Annotated in this window: 17 protein-coding genes; 5 read left to right on the plus strand and 12 right to left on the minus strand. The window is 37.8% G+C overall.

Going from position 1 to position 18,119, the window contains the following annotated elements; genetic code table 11:
• The 9 genes from LW137_RS06660 to accD form a co-directional block, all read right to left on the minus strand.
• The coding region (locus tag LW137_RS06660; protein WP_233034582.1) for a type II secretion system F family protein at positions 1 to 487 on the minus strand (487 nt) is incomplete at its 3' end.
• On the minus strand, positions 477 to 1,883 hold the full coding sequence (locus tag LW137_RS06665; RefSeq protein ID WP_233034584.1) for a GspE/PulE family protein: 1,407 nt from the start codon (positions 1,881 to 1,883) through the stop codon (positions 477 to 479). The genes LW137_RS06660 and LW137_RS06665, both read right to left, overlap by 11 nt.
• A complete protein-coding gene (mshL, locus tag LW137_RS06670) occupies positions 1,861 to 3,405 on the minus strand; it encodes a pilus (MSHA type) biogenesis protein MshL (RefSeq protein ID WP_233034586.1) in 1,545 nt (514 codons plus the stop codon). The genes LW137_RS06665 and mshL overlap by 23 nt, the downstream gene beginning before the upstream one ends.
• The gene (locus LW137_RS06675) at positions 3,402 to 4,235 is read right to left on the minus strand and encodes a hypothetical protein (protein WP_233034588.1); all 834 of its coding nucleotides are present in this window, start codon (positions 4,233 to 4,235) and stop codon (positions 3,402 to 3,404) included. The genes mshL and LW137_RS06675 overlap by 4 nt, the downstream gene beginning before the upstream one ends.
• On the minus strand, positions 4,232 to 5,281 hold the full coding sequence (locus tag LW137_RS06680) for a hypothetical protein (RefSeq protein ID WP_233034595.1): 1,050 nt from the start codon (positions 5,279 to 5,281) through the stop codon (positions 4,232 to 4,234). The genes LW137_RS06675 and LW137_RS06680 overlap by 4 nt, the downstream gene beginning before the upstream one ends.
• Before the next feature lie 51 nt (positions 5,282 to 5,332).
• Complete coding sequence (locus LW137_RS06685) at positions 5,333 to 6,313, minus strand: hypothetical protein (RefSeq protein WP_233034598.1); 981 nt, start codon at positions 6,311 to 6,313, stop codon at positions 5,333 to 5,335.
• Positions 6,314 to 6,324: 11 nt separating this feature from the next.
• Positions 6,325 to 6,675, minus strand: coding sequence for an RNA polymerase-binding protein DksA (gene dksA / locus LW137_RS06690; RefSeq protein ID WP_233034692.1), 351 nt, complete (start codon positions 6,673 to 6,675; stop codon positions 6,325 to 6,327).
• 11 nt (positions 6,676 to 6,686) lie between these two features.
• Positions 6,687 to 7,136: a 23S rRNA (pseudouridine(1915)-N(3))-methyltransferase RlmH gene (locus LW137_RS06695; protein ID WP_233034694.1), complete on the minus strand. Its 450-nt coding sequence runs from the start codon at positions 7,134 to 7,136 to the stop codon at positions 6,687 to 6,689.
• Entirely contained in the window at positions 7,108 to 7,977 is an 870-nt protein-coding gene (accD, locus tag LW137_RS06700) for an acetyl-CoA carboxylase, carboxyltransferase subunit beta (protein ID WP_233034696.1), read from the minus strand. The genes LW137_RS06695 and accD overlap by 29 nt, the downstream gene beginning before the upstream one ends.
• A gap of 131 nt (positions 7,978 to 8,108) precedes the next feature.
• On the opposite strand from accD, the gene recO reads away from it, so the two are divergent.
• The 4 genes from recO (at position 8,109) to LW137_RS06720 (ending at position 12,705) form a co-directional block, all read left to right on the plus strand.
• Positions 8,109 to 8,729, plus strand: a complete 621-nt coding sequence (gene recO / locus LW137_RS06705; RefSeq protein ID WP_233034698.1) for a recombination protein RecO — start codon at positions 8,109 to 8,111, stop codon at positions 8,727 to 8,729.
• 89 nt (positions 8,730 to 8,818) lie between these two features.
• Positions 8,819 to 10,171, plus strand: a complete 1,353-nt coding sequence (gene gdhA, locus LW137_RS06710; protein WP_233034700.1) for an NADP-specific glutamate dehydrogenase — start codon at positions 8,819 to 8,821, stop codon at positions 10,169 to 10,171.
• 66 nt (positions 10,172 to 10,237) lie between these two features.
• Complete coding sequence (gene purB / locus LW137_RS06715; protein WP_233034702.1) at positions 10,238 to 11,566, plus strand: adenylosuccinate lyase; 1,329 nt, start codon at positions 10,238 to 10,240, stop codon at positions 11,564 to 11,566.
• On the plus strand, positions 11,563 to 12,705 hold the full coding sequence (locus LW137_RS06720; protein ID WP_233034704.1) for a CCA tRNA nucleotidyltransferase: 1,143 nt from the start codon (positions 11,563 to 11,565) through the stop codon (positions 12,703 to 12,705). Before purB ends, LW137_RS06720 begins: the two co-directional genes overlap by 4 nt.
• Here LW137_RS06720 and ftsZ read toward each other — a convergent pair.
• Genes ftsZ through LW137_RS06735 form a run of 3 tightly spaced genes read right to left on the minus strand, consistent with a single transcriptional unit; the run spans position 12,687 to position 16,697 of the window.
• Complete coding sequence (gene ftsZ, locus LW137_RS06725; RefSeq protein ID WP_428845623.1) at positions 12,687 to 13,826, minus strand: cell division protein FtsZ; 1,140 nt, start codon at positions 13,824 to 13,826, stop codon at positions 12,687 to 12,689. The two genes, LW137_RS06720 and ftsZ, sit on opposite strands and share 19 nt — an antisense overlap.
• Before the next feature lie 20 nt (positions 13,827 to 13,846).
• Positions 13,847 to 15,202, minus strand: a complete 1,356-nt coding sequence (gene ftsA / locus LW137_RS06730) for a cell division protein FtsA (RefSeq protein ID WP_233034714.1) — start codon at positions 15,200 to 15,202, stop codon at positions 13,847 to 13,849.
• A 43-nt stretch (positions 15,203 to 15,245) separates the two neighbouring features.
• Entirely contained in the window at positions 15,246 to 16,697 is a 1,452-nt protein-coding gene (locus LW137_RS06735; RefSeq protein WP_233034716.1) for a peptidylprolyl isomerase, read from the minus strand.
• Between the two features lie 123 nt (positions 16,698 to 16,820).
• Here LW137_RS06735 and LW137_RS06740 point away from each other — a divergent pair, with 123 nt between their 5' ends.
• The gene (locus LW137_RS06740; RefSeq protein ID WP_233034718.1) at positions 16,821 to 18,110 is read left to right on the plus strand and encodes an adenosylmethionine--8-amino-7-oxononanoate transaminase; all 1,290 of its coding nucleotides are present in this window, start codon (positions 16,821 to 16,823) and stop codon (positions 18,108 to 18,110) included.
• Positions 18,111 to 18,119: the final 9 nt, after the last annotated feature.

The following is an 18,119-nucleotide window of genomic DNA, read 5'->3' on the forward strand; positions in this document are numbered from 1 at the left end:
AGGGATAAAACAAGACTTTTTTGATCTCTTTTTTTGCAATTTCTTGAGAGTGGAGCTCTTCAAGAAGAAGCTCTAGACATTCGCAGAGTTTCCCGCTTTTGCTCCCAAATTCAATCATGACTAGGGTTAATTTTCCAAAGATGTTTTCATAAGGCATAAAACTCTCATAAAGACTTAATCCATTTTCTAAAGAATTTGAAATATTTTCAAAAATACAAGATAGTTTTTTGTTGGATGTATTTTGAGCGATTGATGTGATGCATTGCTGAAGTGGGAGGTTGGCAAGAAGCATAATGTGGAATTGTTTGAGTGCAATATAAATATCTTGATGAGAGGGTGCAAGAGAAAAGATCGGTTTTGCTTCAATATGAAGCGGTGTGATTTGGTCTCTCTGTCGGGCTTTAGAGAGTGCATCTTCTTTGGAGTTTGCCCATAGGGTATAGTGATGGAGTGAGGTGTTTTTAAGTGTTGTGATTTTATATCTCATGTGCAATCCTAAAGACTTCTTCAAGACTTGTGCGTCCAAGTGAAGCTTGAAGTATCCCATATTCAAAGATAGAAACAAACCCTTCTTTTTGAATTAGACGCAAAAGCTCTTCTTTTGGGGCTTGCAAAGAGATTAGATGTTTACATTGCGAAGAGATCTTGAGTGATTCATAGAGCAATATTCGGCCTTGATAGCCTTTGAAATTGCACTGCGGACATCCTAGAGGTTGATAGAAAGTTTTGGAATGAAAGCGCTTGGGGATAAGATCTAAGGGGGGATTAGGATTTGGAATCTTGCAGTGGTGGCATAGTTGTCTTGCAAGCCTTTGAGCGATGATTAAATGCAGGATTGATGCGATGAGATAGGGTTTGGCTTGCATATCAAGCAAGCGTTCAATTGTGCTAAGCGCATCGTTTGTGTGAAGTGTTGAAAGGACGAGATGGCCCGTAAGCGCAGACTGCAATGCAAGAGAGAGGCTTTCATAGTCTCTGATTTCTCCTACCATAATAATGTCAGGATCTTGTCGGAGAATGGAGCGTAATGCTTGGGCAAAACCAAAGCCATATTTTTCATTGATCGCAACCTGTGTGAGAAGTTCAAGGTCATATTCTACGGGATCTTCAAGCGTGATGATTTTTTTCTCAACACTTTTTAGAGATTCTAAAATTGCATAAAGAGTTGTACTTTTTCCGCTTCCTGTAGGACCTGTCACAAAAATCAATCCATAAGGAAAATCAAACTTGAGATCTTTGGAAAATCCAAGAGAGGTCAAATCAAAGGTTTGATGCTCTTTGCAAAGAATGCGTATCACAAGAGATTCTCCTTTTGTTGTGGGAAGAGAAGAGAATCTAAAGTCATAAGATATTCCATCAAATTGACGAGAAAGTCTTCCATCTTGAGGTTTTCGCATTTCATGAATATCTAGAGAGCATTCAAGTTTGAGGCTAGAGCTTAGGAGAGAGAAGTAATCTTGAGGAAGTACAAAAAGTTCTTGCATATTTGAATCGATTCGGATACGAATTGAGGCATCAGAAGAGGTGCTTTCAATATGAATATCACTTGCCCTGCATCGGATTGATTCTTGAAAAATAAAATCAATCAGTTTTTGAATAGCAAGATCTTCATCTTGTGCGACTTGCGATAAGAGAGCGTGAAATTGTTCTAGAGATTGCGCATAAGAAATATGATAATCAAACTCTTTTTGTGTGATTTGGATAATGGGTAGGTTTTTGTATTGGAGTGTGAGAATATCTTGCAAGAGAGGAACGTTTTGAATCTGAGAAGTTGCGATGATGAGTTTTTCTTGATCAGAGAAGATAAAACAAGAGAGTTTTTTGCAGATCTCAAGGGGAACAACAGAAGAAAATGAGAGGTTATTGGGAAGCTTTGGATTCATTGGCATATTTCTCTTCTAGAGCTTGAATGCGTATTTCTTTGAGAAGATTTTTGAAATCTTGGGGAAAAGATGAAGTTGGAGTTTTGTTGTTTTTGTATGGATGGATGATTTTGGGAGAAATGATAATCACCATTTCTTCGCTAAAATGATTGCTCCATCGATATTTAAAAAGATATTCAAGCAAAGGAATATCTCCCAAAATGGGGATTTTGAACTCTTTTTTGTTTTCAAGTTCTGAGATTAGTCCTCCCAAAACAACTTTTTCTCCATTTTTGACTTTAACCAAAGAAGAGAGCTGATTAGTGGAGAGATTCGGGGGAGTTTTGAGTGCATTGGGCTCATTTTCAAGTGAGGCATTTTTGGTGCGTGTAATAGATGGATTGATTTTTAAAATAATCTCATCTCCTTGGATAGAGGGAGTAACATCAAGCAAAACTCCAGCAAAAAGACTAGGATAGGTTTCGATGGAGTTTTGGATATTAGAGCCTTGAGATGAGCTTTGATATATGGAGTTTTGCGTATAGCGCAAGACGCTTCCTACAGAGATGATAGCGGGTTGGTTATTGAGCGTAAGAACCTTGGGATTGCTAAGGGATTTGGTCACCCCATAGGTTTGCAAAAATTCAATGATTCGATTAAGGGTTGTGCCTTGAGAAAGAATATTGAGTTCCATATTAATTCCTTGATTACCAATTTGGATCAAGCTACTTCCTCCAGATAGGCTTGGGGAGGGAATCATAAGATTGCCAAGATTGTAAAACTCATTCCAGTTGATTCCAGCAGTGTTGGATTTCTCATGTTTGATAAGAAAAATATGCACATCAATTAAGACTTGAGCGTGCATTTTTTGATGGAGTCGATCTAGATAGGCTTTGATTCTTTTGTGCTGAGATTGCGTGGCGGTAATGGTAAGCAATCCAGCATTTTTGTTGATTGTGATAGATTTGGGAATTTGATCGATAAATTTATCCTCTGGTCGATATGCGATTTCTGTGATTTCTTTATAGAGGTCTCCCCAAAAGTTGTTTTCATCTACAGAAAAGATTTTTGTTCCGCTGCGTCCTGTATTGGAAAGTGCAGTAGGATTGGGAAAAGAATTTTGTAAATCATTAGAGTGAGGAAAAATATCTTGAGAGGAGGGGTTGGGTGATAAAACCACATCTGTGCTAGAAGATCCCATACGAGAAGTGGAGACATAATTGATTTCATAAGTTTGTGTGTGTAAGAAGGTGATTTTCAGAATCTTCTCTTTAAAAGAGTAGTGCAAATGAGATTCGCTTAAAATAAGATCGATCAATGTGCTTGCAGGAAGGTTGTTGATATAGAGTTTGGGGTAATTTTGAGCAAGGATTTTTTGAGCCAAAGAATCTGTATAGATCAAATTGAGTTTGCAAGCGCGTGCTACTTCTTCTAAAATTTCAAGAGAATTTAATTTGTCTTTAGATTGCAATGTAAAAAGCTGAGTGCAATCTTGCGAGTGAAGAATACAGGATAAAAGCAAAGCACTCCAGATAGATCTCATTGAAAAATACTTTTTTTAGAGAGTGTTAGTGTGATTTCTTGATTTTTTGATTTAAGAGTGATGGAATGTGGGCTTATAGAGGTTAGGGTGAAATGTCCAATAGTGTCATTGACTTGCAACCAGATTCCATTGATTTTTGCGCGATGATTAAAGATTGCTTCAAGCTGGAGATTTTGTTCTGGATTTTGAGAATCTGCATCTTCAGAGAGTGGCGTGTCAAATGAAAGCTGATCTTTCAAAAGCGATTTTCTGACAGATGCAATAACGCTAGAAGTGTTTAGATTAGAGTGTTTTGAATCTGTTGGAAAAATCATATGATTTTTGAGAGTGATTGAAAAGTTACCATTTTCAAAGAGGTCAAAGGATTGGATATGGATCATGGGGAGTTGCTCAATAAAGTCTAAAAACGAAAATATCTCATAAAAAGAAGTGTTGCCACTTATCAAAAGAGTGTAATTGCGACCCTCATCTTGAGAATCAATGCTCCACAGGGTGATTTTGTGATTGCGTGCATAGTTATTGATTTGTTTGAGTGTCGTGCTCCAAGGGAGGGATTGGGAGTTGAGAACTTGGATGAGCTCTTGAAGTTTGCGATGTAGTCTTTCTTCTTCCTTGAATGAATGTGTGATCGGGGAAGTTTGAGAGGAGGATAGTGCAATTTTGTATTCTTTGATTTGTTTTTGCAGGGTTTGAATTTCTTCAAGCCAAGAGAATACGGAATGATGGAAAAAGAAAGCATAGATTCCTAAAATGCAGGCAATCAGGATAAGTCCTTTTTCTCTTTTTGTTCTGAATGCTAGTGAGTGGTTGAGCGTGCGAAGAAAATTCATAATTTTGAGATCTCCAAAGATATATTTTCTCCATCTTTAAAGATTTTGCATCGATATCCCAAAGTGCTTGAAAATGAGGTAAGCAGAGTGAGATCGGGAGTATTTCTGAGTTGAATTAAAATAGAGTTTTCATATCGGATTGAGACAATATCTTGGGGAGCCAAAAAAGGAAGAACCCTAGAGAGAATAAGGAGTTTTTGCTCTTCTTTAAAAGAAAAATCATAAAGAGCTGAGAGCATTGCTTGATTTTGTGAGTGGATAGTTTGAAACGCTTGAAGTGAAGTCGGCGAAGAATCTGGAGGGAGTTTTTGGTGCAGAGTTTTAAGAGAATGCACAAGATAATTTTTATAAAGATATAAGCCCAAAATAGCGCTAAGAAGTATTCCCAAGGCTCCACAAAATCCTACCCAAAAGAAGCTTGCTTGACGAGTTTGGGTATTTTGGGTCAAAGGATTAAGATTGATGAAGTTTGTGAGTGTGATGGGGGATGAAAGATGAGAGAGTGAGAAGCCAAGTTGTTGATGAAAGAGGGATAAGAGGGGAGTGATAGGGGTAGAGCATTTGGATTGAAAATGCTGAATTTGTGCCATCTCCCCTGTGTGAGTGAGACAGTAAATTGTTGAAACTTCATAAGAAAATAAAAGCTTAATATGTTGAAGACACAAAGAGTAATCATCTTGAAATTCTTTATAAAAGAGAAGTTTTTGATTCTGATAGAAGCAGAAACAGTTTTTATCTTGAGAAAGGAAGATACAAGCCATAGGCGTCTCAAAACACAAGGGAAGCAAGATGTCAAGGGTATGGGGGTTTTGATTTTTAGAAAAGATTGGAGCAAAAAAGCCAAAATATTCTTGTGTAAGGTTTTGGTAGAAAAAATATGAATAATAGGATGTTTGTATGTTAAGGGTTTGATTTTGATAGGCTTGGGCGATAAGTTCTTGCTCTGAAAGTTGTGCTTTTGAGGGAAAGGTTTGAGTGATGCATGAAGAAGAAGGGATAAGCGTGATTGGGGTATTATGTTTTGTGACAAAAGGAGCTTTTTTCATGAGTTCCTCTTTTGGTGGAATAAAAAATCTTACCAAAAAGAGGAACTAAAATCAATAAAAAAAGATTTCTAAAGGATAATTTTCTCCTTTTTCTTGGAGGGAAATATATGCTTTAATCCTTAAAAGATTTTCATGCTCATAAACAAATTCTTTGGCCTTTTCAAACATAGAATAATCCAAAAGTACATAAGCATATGCTTCATAAAACTTAGAATCTTGTGATGCAAGTCGTGCAAAAAGTGAAATGCAAAAGTCTGGATCAAAATGGCTTTTGAGCTCTTGGATAAGCGGAATAATGGCTTGCTGATCAAGATTTGAAAAAAGCTTAAGAAAAGCTTCTTGATCCAATCGATATCCATGTTGCAAAAAATATCTTAAAAGCTCAGAGGTTGTTTTGGAATCAAATTGCACTTTAATGAGTTTTTGGATTGTTTTTTCAGAGATTGAGTTTTGATCTAGTAGAGTGTGTAGAGCAAAAGTCTTGAGAGATTCTGAATAATCTTCATCTAAAACTTTTTGTGCAAATTTCAAATCCGATTTAATCTTGTTTTGGAGATTTTTTTCCCAAAATATTGAATGAGGTTTGAGATGATTTGTGGATATGCCTCCTTTTTCAATTTCTTCAAAATCTGAAAATAAATGATCGATTTTTGTATTTTTACTCAGCGGAGTTCCTAGTTTTGGATGCATTGTTATTTTTTGCAAGATATTTGAGAGTGTTTGAAAGGAAGGAGTTTTGAAGGCTAGTTGTGCCCCTTCTTTTTCTAAAAGTTGATTTTTGATTTGCTCGATAAGATTCTCAAAATCTTTTTTTAGGCGATACTCAAAGAGAAATTTTTTGGCCCAATCGCTAGCAAAGAAGAATAGAGATCCGATAAAAAAAATCAAAAGACTAAGGCTAATCCAAACGGCTAAGGGAAGAGACAAAGTGTATTGAAAGAGAGAGAGTGGGATAGGGGAAGAATTAAAAACATAAGAGCCTCCTCCCACTAGAATACAAAATACAATGAAATATAAGAAATAATGGCGCATCTTAGTCCTTTTTACATGCTTTTTTCATAGATTTCGCGGCAAATGATGCAGTATTGTGCATGAGGTTTGACCCACAATCTATTTTCATCAATATCATCTCCGCACATTTCGCAGATTCCAAAAAGACCATTTTCAATCTTTTGAAGAGAGCTTTGAATGGCTTTTGCCTCAACCTCATATTGATGCAGAAGAGAAGCATTAAGCATTCCCTGAGAATTTGCTGAGATCATATCTGCCTGATCCCCATGTGTCTGGTGGTTGATCTCAAGAAGGGAATCGTTTGCAATTGCAATATGACTCTCTAAAATAGACAACCTTTCTTCTAATGTTTTTTTAAATTTTTCAAGCGTTTTTCTTTCCATGGTTTATTCTCCTATTTGTGATAAGGGTGTTTTACGTTGATACTTCCTCCTCTATAGATTTGTTCACATAAAATAATTTTTGCAATCTGATGAGAAAAAGTCAGAGAGCTCAAAGAGATATTTGTCGTTTTTTTTAAGAATTCTTCTTCAAATCCATATGCTCCACCAATAAAAAAACAAATCTCGCTTTTGCCTTCCAAGAATTGAGCAAATTCAAAAGAATCCATCATTTTTCCTTGAGGATGCAGAGAAACATTGTGTTGGGATAGGTGAGGAGAAAAAGTTTGCGTGTATGATTTTTGGGCTTCTTTGGCTGAAATTTTTTGGGCCTTAGCGACATGAGCAGGAAAAAGATCAAAAAGTTCAAGAGAGATTCCAATTCCACGACATTGTTTGATGTAATCTTGATAAAAAGGTTTCAAAGAATCGTTTTTAACGATTGAGAAGACATTGATTTTCATAATTTGGATTGAGTAGCCTTATGAGGTTTGATAATGTTTCCTTGAGATTTTTGCGTTCTACAACCATATCGATGAGCCCATGTTCAAGCAAAAATTCTGCTGTTTGAAAGCCTTCGGGTAGGTCAGAGCCAATTGTTTGTTTGATAACTCTTGGACCTGCAAAACCAATCGTGGCTCCAGGTTCTGCAAGAATAATATCTCCCAAGAAAGCAAAGCTAGCACTTACGCCACCAAAAGTTGGATCAGTCAGAAGAGAAATGAAGGGAAGCTTATGCTCTGCTAAGATATTTAATGCAGCACTTGTTTTGGCCATTTGCATAAGAGAAAATGTGGATTCTTGCATTCTTGCTCCTCCACTTGTTGAGCAAATGATGAGAGCTTGTTTTGAATCAATCGCCCTTTTGATAGCTCGAAGAATTTTTTCTCCCTCTACGCTTCCCAAACTCCCACCCATAAAGGCAAAGTCAAATACAACTAATTGAACTTTTTCCCCATTGATCACTCCTTCCCCACTGATTACAGAACTTGGGCGACCAGTTTTAGAGATACCTTCTTCGATGCGTTTTTTATAACTCTTTTTGTCAACAAAACGCAAAGGATCTGTTGGTGCAAGTTCTTTGTCGTGTTCTTCAAAGCTATCACAGAGCAATGTAATGCGCTCTTGTGCTGAAATTTTAAAGTGATATGAGCATTTTGGGCAAACATTGCATTGGCTTAAGACTTCTTTGTAATATACGATTGCATTGCAGGAAGGACATTTGACCCAATGGCTAGGGGCCTCTTCTTTTGTTGCTCTTGATGAGCCAATTGTGATTTTCTTGAAAAATTTTTCCAAGCCCATTTATCTTCCTTAAAACACTTTTACAAGCTTGTTGGAGGCGGAAATTTTATCAAAACTTTGTATAAAAATTCCAATCTCTCATAAGTGGCTTAGTTAGAATCTAAAAAATATTTTATGCAACAAGAGGGTTTATGCAGGGATTTATTCTTTCAATTCGGGCAATCAAAAATCAAGATTTAATTTTAAGAATCCTAACCCCGCATAGCATTTTGGAACTTTATCGATTTTATGGGATGAGGCATAGCATTTTGTCTGTGGGGAAGAAGATTGACTTTGATGTGCAGAACAATGGCATTTTTATGTCCAAATTACGCAATGTTGCAGAATTAAATTTTTCTTGGGAGAGAGAATATATTAGGGCATATGTTTGGGCGATTTTTATTAGGTCTCTTGCAGATCATTTGCGTGATATTGTGGAAGTAGAGCCTTTTTATTTTGAACTTTTAGAAAAAGGAGGGATTTGCCTTAAAAAGCAAAATCCAATGCGCGTTGTGCTTGAAATGAGCTCTAGATTGATTGTTTATGAAGGAAGAAATGCAAGGTTGCATCATAATCGTTGCTTTGTTTGCAATGGTAGGCTTGATGAGAGGGTTAGCCTTGGCAGAGCTTTTTTGTTTGCACATCCAGAGTGTATTGGGGGAGATCATTTTGAGAAGTCAAAATTGCTTGATTTTTTGGATTCTTCTTCAACGATTCATCTAGATGATAGTGAGATTGAAAGGTTGTGGTCAATTTTTTCATTGGGATTATAAAAAGTAATAAAAAGTAAAAAAATCTATTTCCTAAAATGTGCTAAATTGCAGATGTTTATCTGAAATAATTTATGATCAAGGAGTTGATGATGTCATATGTAGAACAAGTCATCTCTTCATGTGAAGAGAAATTTCCTCATCAGGTTTATTTTTTGCAGGCGTTGCGCGAGATTTTGGAATCTCTTAAAGTTGAGATTTCTCACAATCCAATCTATGAAAAATATGCGATTTTGGAGCGCTTGGTTGTGCCTGAAAGAAGTATTGCCTTTAGAGTGCCTTGGGTGGATGATTGTGGAAGAGTAAGGGTCAATCAAGGATATCGGATTGAGTTTAATTCCGCACTTGGGCCATACAAGGGAGGGTTGCGTTTTCATCCTAGTGTCAATGAAGATGTGATTAAATTTTTGGGTTTTGAGCAGATTCTGAAAAACTCTCTTACCACTCTTCGCATGGGCGGAGGAAAGGGAGGAAGTGATTTTGATCCAAAAGGAAAAAGTGAAAATGAGGTGATGAGATTTTGTCAGTCCTTTATGAATGAGCTTTATCGTCACATTGGGGATCATACAGATATTCCTGCAGGTGATATTGGTGTGGGGGGAAGAGAAGTGGGATTTTTGTTTGGACAATACAAGCGTCTAAGCAATCGGTTTGATGGAGTTTTGACAGGAAAAGGTGTGGAGTGGGGAGGTTCTCTTGTGCGTAAGGAAGCGACAGGCTATGGAAGTGTGTATTTTGCTCAAGCGATGCTTGAAGCTGAAGGAAAAAGTTTAGAGGGAAAAGTGTGTTGTGTTTCAGGGAGTGGTAATGTCGCAATCTATACGATTGAAAAGCTTTATGCTCTTGGAGCAAAGCCTGTCACAGCAAGCGATTCTAAAGGAATGATTTATGATCAAGAGGGAATTGATCTGGAGCTTTTAAAGGAGATCAAAGAGGTAAGGCGAGCAAGTCTTGAAGAATATGCTCAAATCAAAAAGAGCGCGATTTATACTTCAGTGTCAGAATATCCACAAGGACAAAATGCGGTGTGGAGTGTGCCTTGTTTTGCTGCATTCCCAAGTGCAACGCAAAATGAGCTCAATATCCTTGATGCGCAAACTTTGCTTAAAAATGGTTGTCAATGTGTGAGTGAGGGGGCAAATATGCCTTGTACACAAGAGGCTACAAATTTATTTGTAGATTCCAAAATTTGTTATGGTCCAGCAAAAGCAGCAAATGCAGGAGGGGTCGCAACAAGCGGATTGGAAATGATGCAAAATGCAAGTATGAGTATTTGGACTTTTGATGAGGTGGATGCGAAGCTTTTGAAGATTATGCGTGGGATCTTTGCACAAATCAAAGCGGTGGCTCAAGAGTTTAATGATGAAAAAAATCTTGTTTTGGGAGCCAATATCGCAGGCTTTAGGAAGGTAGCAAAGGCGATGATTGATCAGGGTGTAGTTTGAGTTTGGGGGAGGGGGGAATGTGTTTTTGGGTAGGATTCTTCTTCAATTCTAACCCAAAGGAAAAAAATGGTTGAGCGATATTCTCGTGAGATAATGGCAGATAAGTGGAGCGTAAAAGCAAAATATGATGCTTGGCTCAAGGTAGAAAAATCTTTAATCAAAGCTTGGAATCAACTTGGTCTTATCCCAGATGATGACTGTCAGAAGATACTAGATCACGCAACTTATGATCTTCAAGAAATTGATGCAATTGAAAAAATTACTAAACATGATTTGATTGCCTTTACAACCTCTGTGGCTAAGACTTTGGGGGAAGAGGGGAGATGGATTCATTATGGCATTACAAGCAGTGACTGTATTGATACTGCCAATGCTTTGCAAATGCGTGATTCGTTGCTGTTGATTATTGAAGATGTTGAGGCTTTGCAAGAAGCGATCAAAACACGCGCTATTGAGCATAAAGAAACATTAATGGTAGGAAGAAGTCATGGAATCCATGGAGAGCCGATCACTTTTGGCCTTGTGCTTGGAATCTGGTATGATGAGTTGGCACGCCATCTTCAGGCTCTAAAGCAGACTTTGGGATTTATAAGTGTTGGGCAGATCAGTGGGGCGATGGGGAATATGGCACATTCTCCTTTGGAACTTGAAGAGCTTGTATGTCAAGATCTCAATCTCTCTCCTGCTCCCTTAAGTAATCAAGTCATTCAAAGAGATCGCTATGCAAGATTGATCAGTGATTTGGCTCTTTTGGCCTCAACATGTGAAAAAATAGCCGTTGCAATCCGTCATTTCCAAAGAACTGAAGTGTATGAAGCAGAAGAATTCTTTGAGGCGGGACAAAAGGGAAGTTCTGCTATGCCTCATAAGCGCAATCCTGTTTTGAGTGAAAATATCACAGGACTTTGTCGCATGATCCGATCCTTTGCGCTTCCTGCGATGGAAAATGTTGCATTGTGGCATGAGAGGGATATTAGCCATAGCTCAGTAGAGCGTTTTATCTTGCCTGATGCGTTTATTACGACAGATTTTATGCTAGCGCGTCTGACGGGTTTGATTCAAAAACTTGTGGTGTATCCAAAGAATATGTTGAAAAATCTAAATCTCACAGGAGGCCTTGTATTTTCTCAGCGTGTTTTGCTTGAATTGCCCAAGAGAGGATTGTCTAGAGAACAAAGTTATGCAATCGTCCAACACAATGCGATGAAAGTTTGGGAATCATTGCAAAATGGAGAGAATGCGACAAATGATTTGGGTGAAAGTTTGTTTTTGCAATTTTTGCTTCAAGATCAAGAATTGAGAGAAAAAATGGATGAAAATAGTATCCGTGAGTGTTTTGATTATGCATATTACACAAAAAATGTTGATGCACTCTTTAAAAGGGTTTTTAGGTGATTGGGGGCATTCCTCAAGGCATTCTTGAGCTTTTGGAGATTTTAGAATCTCATGGACATTTTTCGTATCTTGTAGGGGGGTGTGTGAGAGATCTTTTGATGGATCAAACTCCTAAAGATTGGGATATCTGCACCCCAGCCACTCCAGAAGAACTCAAAGAGATCTTTCCATCTTGTATTGCTATGGGGGAAAAATATGGAACGATAGGAGTGAAGACACAAGAGGGGATCGTGGAAATAACGACTTTTCGGGAAGAGTTTGAATATCAAAATTTCCGACATCCTCGCGTTGTATTTGTCAAAGAATTAAACAAAGACCTTAAAAGAAGAGATTTTACAATCAATGCAATTGCTTATCACCCTCAAAGAGGGATAGTGGATGATTTTAATGGAGTATGTGATCTCAAGAAAAAAGTCTTGCGATGCGTAGGAGATGCGAGCACAAGATTTCAAGAAGATGCGTTGAGGATTTTGCGTTTAGTGCGTTTTTCTTGCAGATTTGGATTTGCTCCTGAGCAGGAAACACTGCAAGAAGCCTTACGATACAAGCACTTATTGCAACAGATTGCATTTGAGCGGATTGCTCAAGAGTTGCTTTTAATCATTCAAGGAAGATATTTGCATCAGTTTTTTAAGGTTTATCGTGAGATTTTTGCTCTTGTTTTGCCTGAATTATCTCATCCCAAACAGAATAGGATTGAGAATCTTTCTCTTCTTTTGGCTTATTTGTTTGATACTCAAAAGGCACTTGATCGATTTGTGATCAAAAAAGAGATAAAAACACGTGCACAGATTCTCATAGACTACAAAGCAATAAAGCTTGAGGAGGATATGATTGCTATCAAAATGCTTTTGCGAACCATAGGCTATGATTGTTTTATGGCGCTTTTAGAGCTCAAAAAACTAATGGGCATGAATACAAAAAGAATCTATCAGATGTTGCAGGCTATTATGATTGGAGATGAGTGTTTTTGTCTGAAAGATTTACAAATCAAGGGTGAAGATTTGAAAAAAATGGGATTTGGTGGGAAGAAGATCGGGGAGGTTTTAGAATCTTTGCTTGATGATGTAATTTATGGAAGAGTGTGCAATACCTATGAGGCATTGCACAAAAGAGCACTTTATTTTTCTCGCATGTAAGAAGGAGCATCAAGATCAAGATTGGCTCCTTCACGATCAAAATCACGTCTAATGAAACTTTTGACATCAATTTCGTGTCGAATAGATTGCATAGCCTTTTGAGCTTGTTTTTCTTCTTTGATATTTGCTTCCTCTTCTTTCATAACCTCTTTTTCAAAACCTGTGGCGATGATAGTGACGCGGACTTTGTCTCCTGATATATTTTTGGTCATTGTTCCAAATTTGACATCAGCTTCTGGATTGGCGTATTCTTCAATGACTGTAAATGCATCTTCAAGTTCCAAGAATGGATAATCTTCACTGATTTCAAAATTGACCAAGATACCCATTGCGCCCATAATAGACACATTGTCCAAAAGAGGAGAAGAAAGAGCGTTTTTGACAGCTTCGCTTGCTGCATTATCTCCCTCTGCCTCACCAATTCCCATTAGTGCTAGTCCTTTGTGTCCCATAACTGTTTTTACATCGGCAAAATCAACATTCATGTCGTTTTCACCATAATTAAGCATCACTCCAGCAATCCCTGTTACAGCTTGCATCAAGACACCATCTACTACCTTATAGCTTTCTTTGATCCCTGCTCTTGGAGGGATAACAGATCTAAGGCGATCATTTGGCACAACGATGATAGAATCACTCTCTTCGCGTAAGTTTTTTAATCCCTCTTCAGCAAGCCGTGCTTTTTTTTGTCCTTCGCTTCTAAAGGGCTTTGTGACGACAGAAACTGTAAGTGCTCCTAGTTCTTTGGCAATTTGTGCAATCACTGGAGAAGCTCCTGTCCCTGTTCCTCCCCCAAGACCTGTAGCAATAAAGACAATATGAGAGCCATCAAGCATTTCTCTAATTTGCTCTTGGCTTTCTAGTGCTGCTTCTCTACCCACTTGAGGATTCATTCCTGCGCCCAAACCTTGAATAGTGCCTCCACCTAGGTGAATTTTATAAGGGGCTGGAGAGCTATCAAGATGCTGTTTGTCTGTGTTTGCTGCAACGATCTTGATGCATTGTTGGATTCCTGAAGAGTGAACAAGATTGGCAATAGCGTTGGAGCCTCCTCCTCCCACTCCAATGACTGTAATTTTTGCTCCAAATACGGGTTGGATTTCCTCAACGATGTTTTCTATCACTGTTTTTGCCTCCTGTTTTAAAATAGTTCTACAAGTTTCTTTTTGAATTTATCAAGTATTCCTTCTTTTTTAAGCTTCATATCATCAGCCAAAGGTTCCTTGAAGAGATCAAATTCTTCGCCTACTTCTTTGAGTTCTGGGCTTTGGGGATAGGAGAAGCGCTCATTTTCCTCTACAAGCAGTTTATTTTTTTTCGTTTTTAGGCGCTTTTCTGAATCCATTTCATAATTTGTAAAACGACCTGAGCCATATAAAACAAGCCCAACGACTGCCGAACACATTGGGTTTTTTAGTTCCTCGGGCATTCCTTCCACTTCTTTAGGAAGAGCAAGTCTTGTTGGATAGTCTTTAAAAAATGCATTAATAAGATCTTCAAGCCCCTTAAGTTGCGTGAGTCCACCAGTGAAAACAATACCCGCACTAATATGGTGTTTTAGCTCATTTTGATCAATCATCCCATAAAGAAATCCTAGAGTTTCTGTTAATCGTGCATAGATGACTTTTGCAAGGAAATTGCATTGAATCTGTTGGGTTTTTTCTCCTCCAATTGTTGGAACCTCAAGAATTTTTGAGTTCTCATGATCATAGATACTAGCTATATCTCCGTAGTTGATTTTAAGATCCTCGGCGACATTGGGGGAAGTGTTGCATGCATGAGCAATATCTTTGGTGATATGGTTGGATCCAACAGGCAATATTCCATCATAACACATGGAGTTACCACTATGAATCATGATATCGCAAGTGTCACCCCCAATATCAATGCATGCCACTCCTAGATCTCTTTCATCATCGCTTAATACCGCAATTGAGGAGGCATATGAGGAGAGAACAATATTTTCTATTTCAATTCCTGCAGCTTTTACAACGCGTCTGAGATTTTCAAGAGCTGTTTTTTGTGCTGTTACAATATGCACTAGCGCCTTTAGACGACTTCCACTCATTCCACTTGGATCATCAACATATTCTTGTTCATCAACCATAAATTGATAAGGAAGAATATGGATCGCCTCATATTCTGCAGGGATTGTTGCATTGTGCAATGCAGCTTGAATGACGCGATGAATTTCTTTGTGCCCAATTTCTCCGCTTGGAACCGTAACGACTCCAGAGCTATTGCGACTTTTTGCATAAACTCCAGAAATAGAAATAATGGCACGATTTGTTTCAGCACCAGACATTCTTTTGGCATCTAAAATTGCACTTTTGATAGACCGAGCAGCTTGTTCTATATTGGTGATTGCTCCTTTTCGAATGCCTTGAGATTTTGCAAATCCTACGCCAATGATCCTAGGATTCCCATCTGTGACTTCAGCAATTGCACATGAAATGTTAAAAGAGCCAATATCGATGGCCATCACGATCTGTTTCAATTTTTTGCTCCAACACTATTGAATTCTAAGGGCTCCAAGTCTATCATCCCTCCTTCTTAAAAGTTGTAATTTTATATTGATTTTGAAGATATTTGTAAAACTCTTGAGAAATCACCTGTCCTTTATAAAAGTTTACAATCTGCTTACTTTTTTGTCCCAATGGAGAAGATTTAGAAAGGGTTTGGCTAAGCACTTCAAAAACAATCATTTTTGATTGTAAAGATACATAATCACGCTTTTTGGTAGAGGTGAAGAGATGATTGAGGAAAAGCTGGTTTTCTTCTTGATTTAAACCTTTGATTTTGCTTTCTTGGTTGATTGCTTGAAGCTTTTCTCCCTCAAAGCCTTCCTCTACAAGTTTTTGTGCTTGTTGTTCTAGCATTTGTTGGGTTTTTTGAGCTTGCACTTCTGTAAGCACTTCTTGTTTTGCATCTTCAAAGCTCTTTGTACTTCTTGGAGTCTTTTCCAATATCTTGACAACAAGGAATCCTGTATTTGTCTTAATAGGCTTAAGTGTTTCTCCAGCTTGCCCTTGATCAATTGCCTCCAATACTTCCACTCCAAAATCCTTATCTTCCTCAAGAAGAATTCTTTCTTGCCCATATTTTTCTGTTGATTTTTTAAGTGCGACATACTCTCTTAGGGCTTTTTCCTCTGCCATATTTTCTTGCTGTTCTTTGCGTAGAGTTTGCTGAACTTGAGCAAATGTTTGAAGATTTCCTTGATCATCTGTGTATTTGCTTTGATTGTCTTTGTAGAGCTTTTGAAGATCTTGAGCAGAAGGCTTTTGAGAATCTGTATTGACAAGGATGTATTCAATCTTTGTTGAAGAGGGGTATTCAAATTGATTTTTGTGTGCTTGCCAAAAGCTTTTGAGCTCCTCTTCTGTGATATTGGGGCGAAGATTTTTTTGTGTGAGAATTTTGATTTGGATTGTATCTTGGATTTGAAGAGGGAATGAAAAAGTGTTTTGCTCCAATGGTGTTGATTCTCCAAAGGGGATGATGCTTGCTACCTTTTTGATCAATAAGTCATTTTGGACATCTTCTTCAAAATCTGCAGGTTTGATATTGTTTTGTTTTAGAAGTTCTTTATAAAGTGAGGCATCAAATTGTCCTTCTTTTTGAAAATAATCTAGTTTTGAAATTTCATCAATAATCTCTTGATGAGAAACGCGCAACCCCAAATCAAGTGCAAAATTTTGCAAAAGCGCTTGCTCAATCAAGCTTTTTAAAGCCTGATTTTCCAAATCAAGTTCTTGTGCCTTTTGAGCATCCATTTTTCCATCTGCATTGTATTGCATATAAAGTTGTCTGTATCGATTTTCTAGCTGTCTTTGTGTAATATCTAATTGTCCAACTTTGGCGACAACATTTTCATTGAGACTAAAATTATAAGATCCCCATCCAACCATACCAGCAGCAATAAAGGAGATTGTGCTAATCCAAATTGTGATGACGAGCCACTTTTTATGCTTTTGCATCCATTCGATCATGATTTACCTTCAAAAAGTTTATTTCTAGATTCTCAACCCTTAAAATCTAAAGTAGAAGAATTATAATTGTGTGGATTATACCTTGAGAGTGTGAAAATAAAAATCAAAAAAAGAGGAGTTTAGATGAGCAATGATGAATGGAGCAAAAAAGATATGGATTGCATTTGGCATCCTTGCACGCAACACAAAGATCATGAGCGTCTTCCTCCTATCCCTATTGCTCGCGCACAAGGAATTTATCTGTATGATTTTGAGGGGAAGGCCTATATTGATTGCATTAGTAGTTGGTGGGTCAATCTTTTTGGGCATTCACATCCTTATTTGGTTAAAAAACTTATGGAGCAATCCCAAAAGTTAGATCATGTGTTGTTGGCAGGGTTTTCACATGAGGGGATCATTCAATATTCGCATCGATTGCTTGAGGTTGCTGGCAATCATTTTGATAAGTGTTTTTATGCTGATAATGGATCAAGTGCGATTGAAGTGGCTCTTAAGATGAGTTTTCATCATCATTTGCTTCATCATCGCTTAGAGCGTAAGAAATTCTTGGCATTGAGCAATTCCTATCATGGCGAGACAATCGGAGCTTTGAGTGTAGGAGATGTTGGAATCTATAAAGACACCTACCAGCCTCTTTTGCTAGATGTGCTAATCACGCCAACGCCAAAAAATCAAGATGATATTCAAAATGCACTTGATGCTCTTGATCATATTCTCAGGCAAGAAGGGGAGAAAATTTGTGCTTTTATTTTAGAGCCATTGGTGCAGTGTGCGGGAAATATGCATATGTATCCCAAAGAATATATTCAAAAAGCCTCTCAAAAGTGCAAAGCATATGGAATTGATCTGATTTTTGATGAGATTGCTGTTGGTTTTGGGCGCACAGGGAGCTTATTTGCATTTGAGCAATGCGGTGTGATTCCTGATTTCTTGTGTTTGAGCAAGGGGATTACAGGGGGGATGTTGCCCTTGTCTGTTGTTTTGACGCATAACCATATTTTTGATGCATTTTATGGGGATTATGAGACACAAAAGGCGTTTTTGCACTCTCATAGCTATACGGGGAATGCATTAGCGATTGCCTGTGCCAATGCTACTTTAGATCTTTTTGAGCAAGAAAAGATTTTAGAAAGCAATGCGATCAAACAAACTCAAATTTGGAATGCATTTAGCGAAATTCAAGGGAATCTAAAAGTAAAAAATTTAAGGCAAACTGGGATGATTTTGGCTTTTGATCTTGATGCCCCTCCTTCTCAAAGGGCAGGATATGAGTTTTATTTGAGAGCCTTGAGACAAGGACTTTTGTTGCGACCATTAGGGAATACGATCTATTTTATGCCTCCTTATATCATTTCACCAGATGAGATTATCTATGTCGCTCAAGAAGTCAAACAAATCCTTATGAATTTTTAACTTTCTTTC

The organism is Helicobacter kayseriensis, from assembly GCF_021300655.1.
Lineage (GTDB): Bacteria > Campylobacterota > Campylobacteria > Campylobacterales > Helicobacteraceae > Helicobacter_G > Helicobacter_G kayseriensis.

Excerpts from the sequence above, each read along its gene's own strand:
- LW137_RS06665 (WP_233034584.1), bottom strand. The coding sequence starts at position 1,883 with ATGAATCCAAAGCTTCCCAATAACCTCTCATTTTCTTCTGTTGTTCCC.
- mshL (WP_233034586.1), bottom strand. The coding sequence starts at position 3,405 with ATGAGATCTATCTGGAGTGCTTTGCTTTTATCCTGTATTCTTCACTCG.
- LW137_RS06675 (WP_233034588.1), bottom strand. The coding sequence starts at position 4,235 with ATGAATTTTCTTCGCACGCTCAACCACTCACTAGCATTCAGAACAAAA.
- LW137_RS06680 (WP_233034595.1), bottom strand. The coding sequence starts at position 5,281 with ATGAAAAAAGCTCCTTTTGTCACAAAACATAATACCCCAATCACGCTT.
- LW137_RS06685 (WP_233034598.1), bottom strand. The coding sequence starts at position 6,313 with ATGCGCCATTATTTCTTATATTTCATTGTATTTTGTATTCTAGTGGGA.
- dksA (WP_233034692.1), bottom strand. The coding sequence starts at position 6,675 with ATGGAAAGAAAAACGCTTGAAAAATTTAAAAAAACATTAGAAGAAAGG.
- LW137_RS06695 (WP_233034694.1), bottom strand. The coding sequence starts at position 7,136 with ATGAAAATCAATGTCTTCTCAATCGTTAAAAACGATTCTTTGAAACCT.
- accD (WP_233034696.1), bottom strand. The coding sequence starts at position 7,977 with ATGGGCTTGGAAAAATTTTTCAAGAAAATCACAATTGGCTCATCAAGA.
- recO (WP_233034698.1), top strand. The coding sequence starts at position 8,109 with ATGCAGGGATTTATTCTTTCAATTCGGGCAATCAAAAATCAAGATTTA.
- gdhA (WP_233034700.1), top strand. The coding sequence starts at position 8,819 with ATGTCATATGTAGAACAAGTCATCTCTTCATGTGAAGAGAAATTTCCT.
- purB (WP_233034702.1), top strand. The coding sequence starts at position 10,238 with ATGGTTGAGCGATATTCTCGTGAGATAATGGCAGATAAGTGGAGCGTA.
- LW137_RS06735 (WP_233034716.1), bottom strand. The coding sequence starts at position 16,697 with ATGATCGAATGGATGCAAAAGCATAAAAAGTGGCTCGTCATCACAATT.
- LW137_RS06740 (WP_233034718.1), top strand. The coding sequence starts at position 16,821 with ATGAGCAATGATGAATGGAGCAAAAAAGATATGGATTGCATTTGGCAT.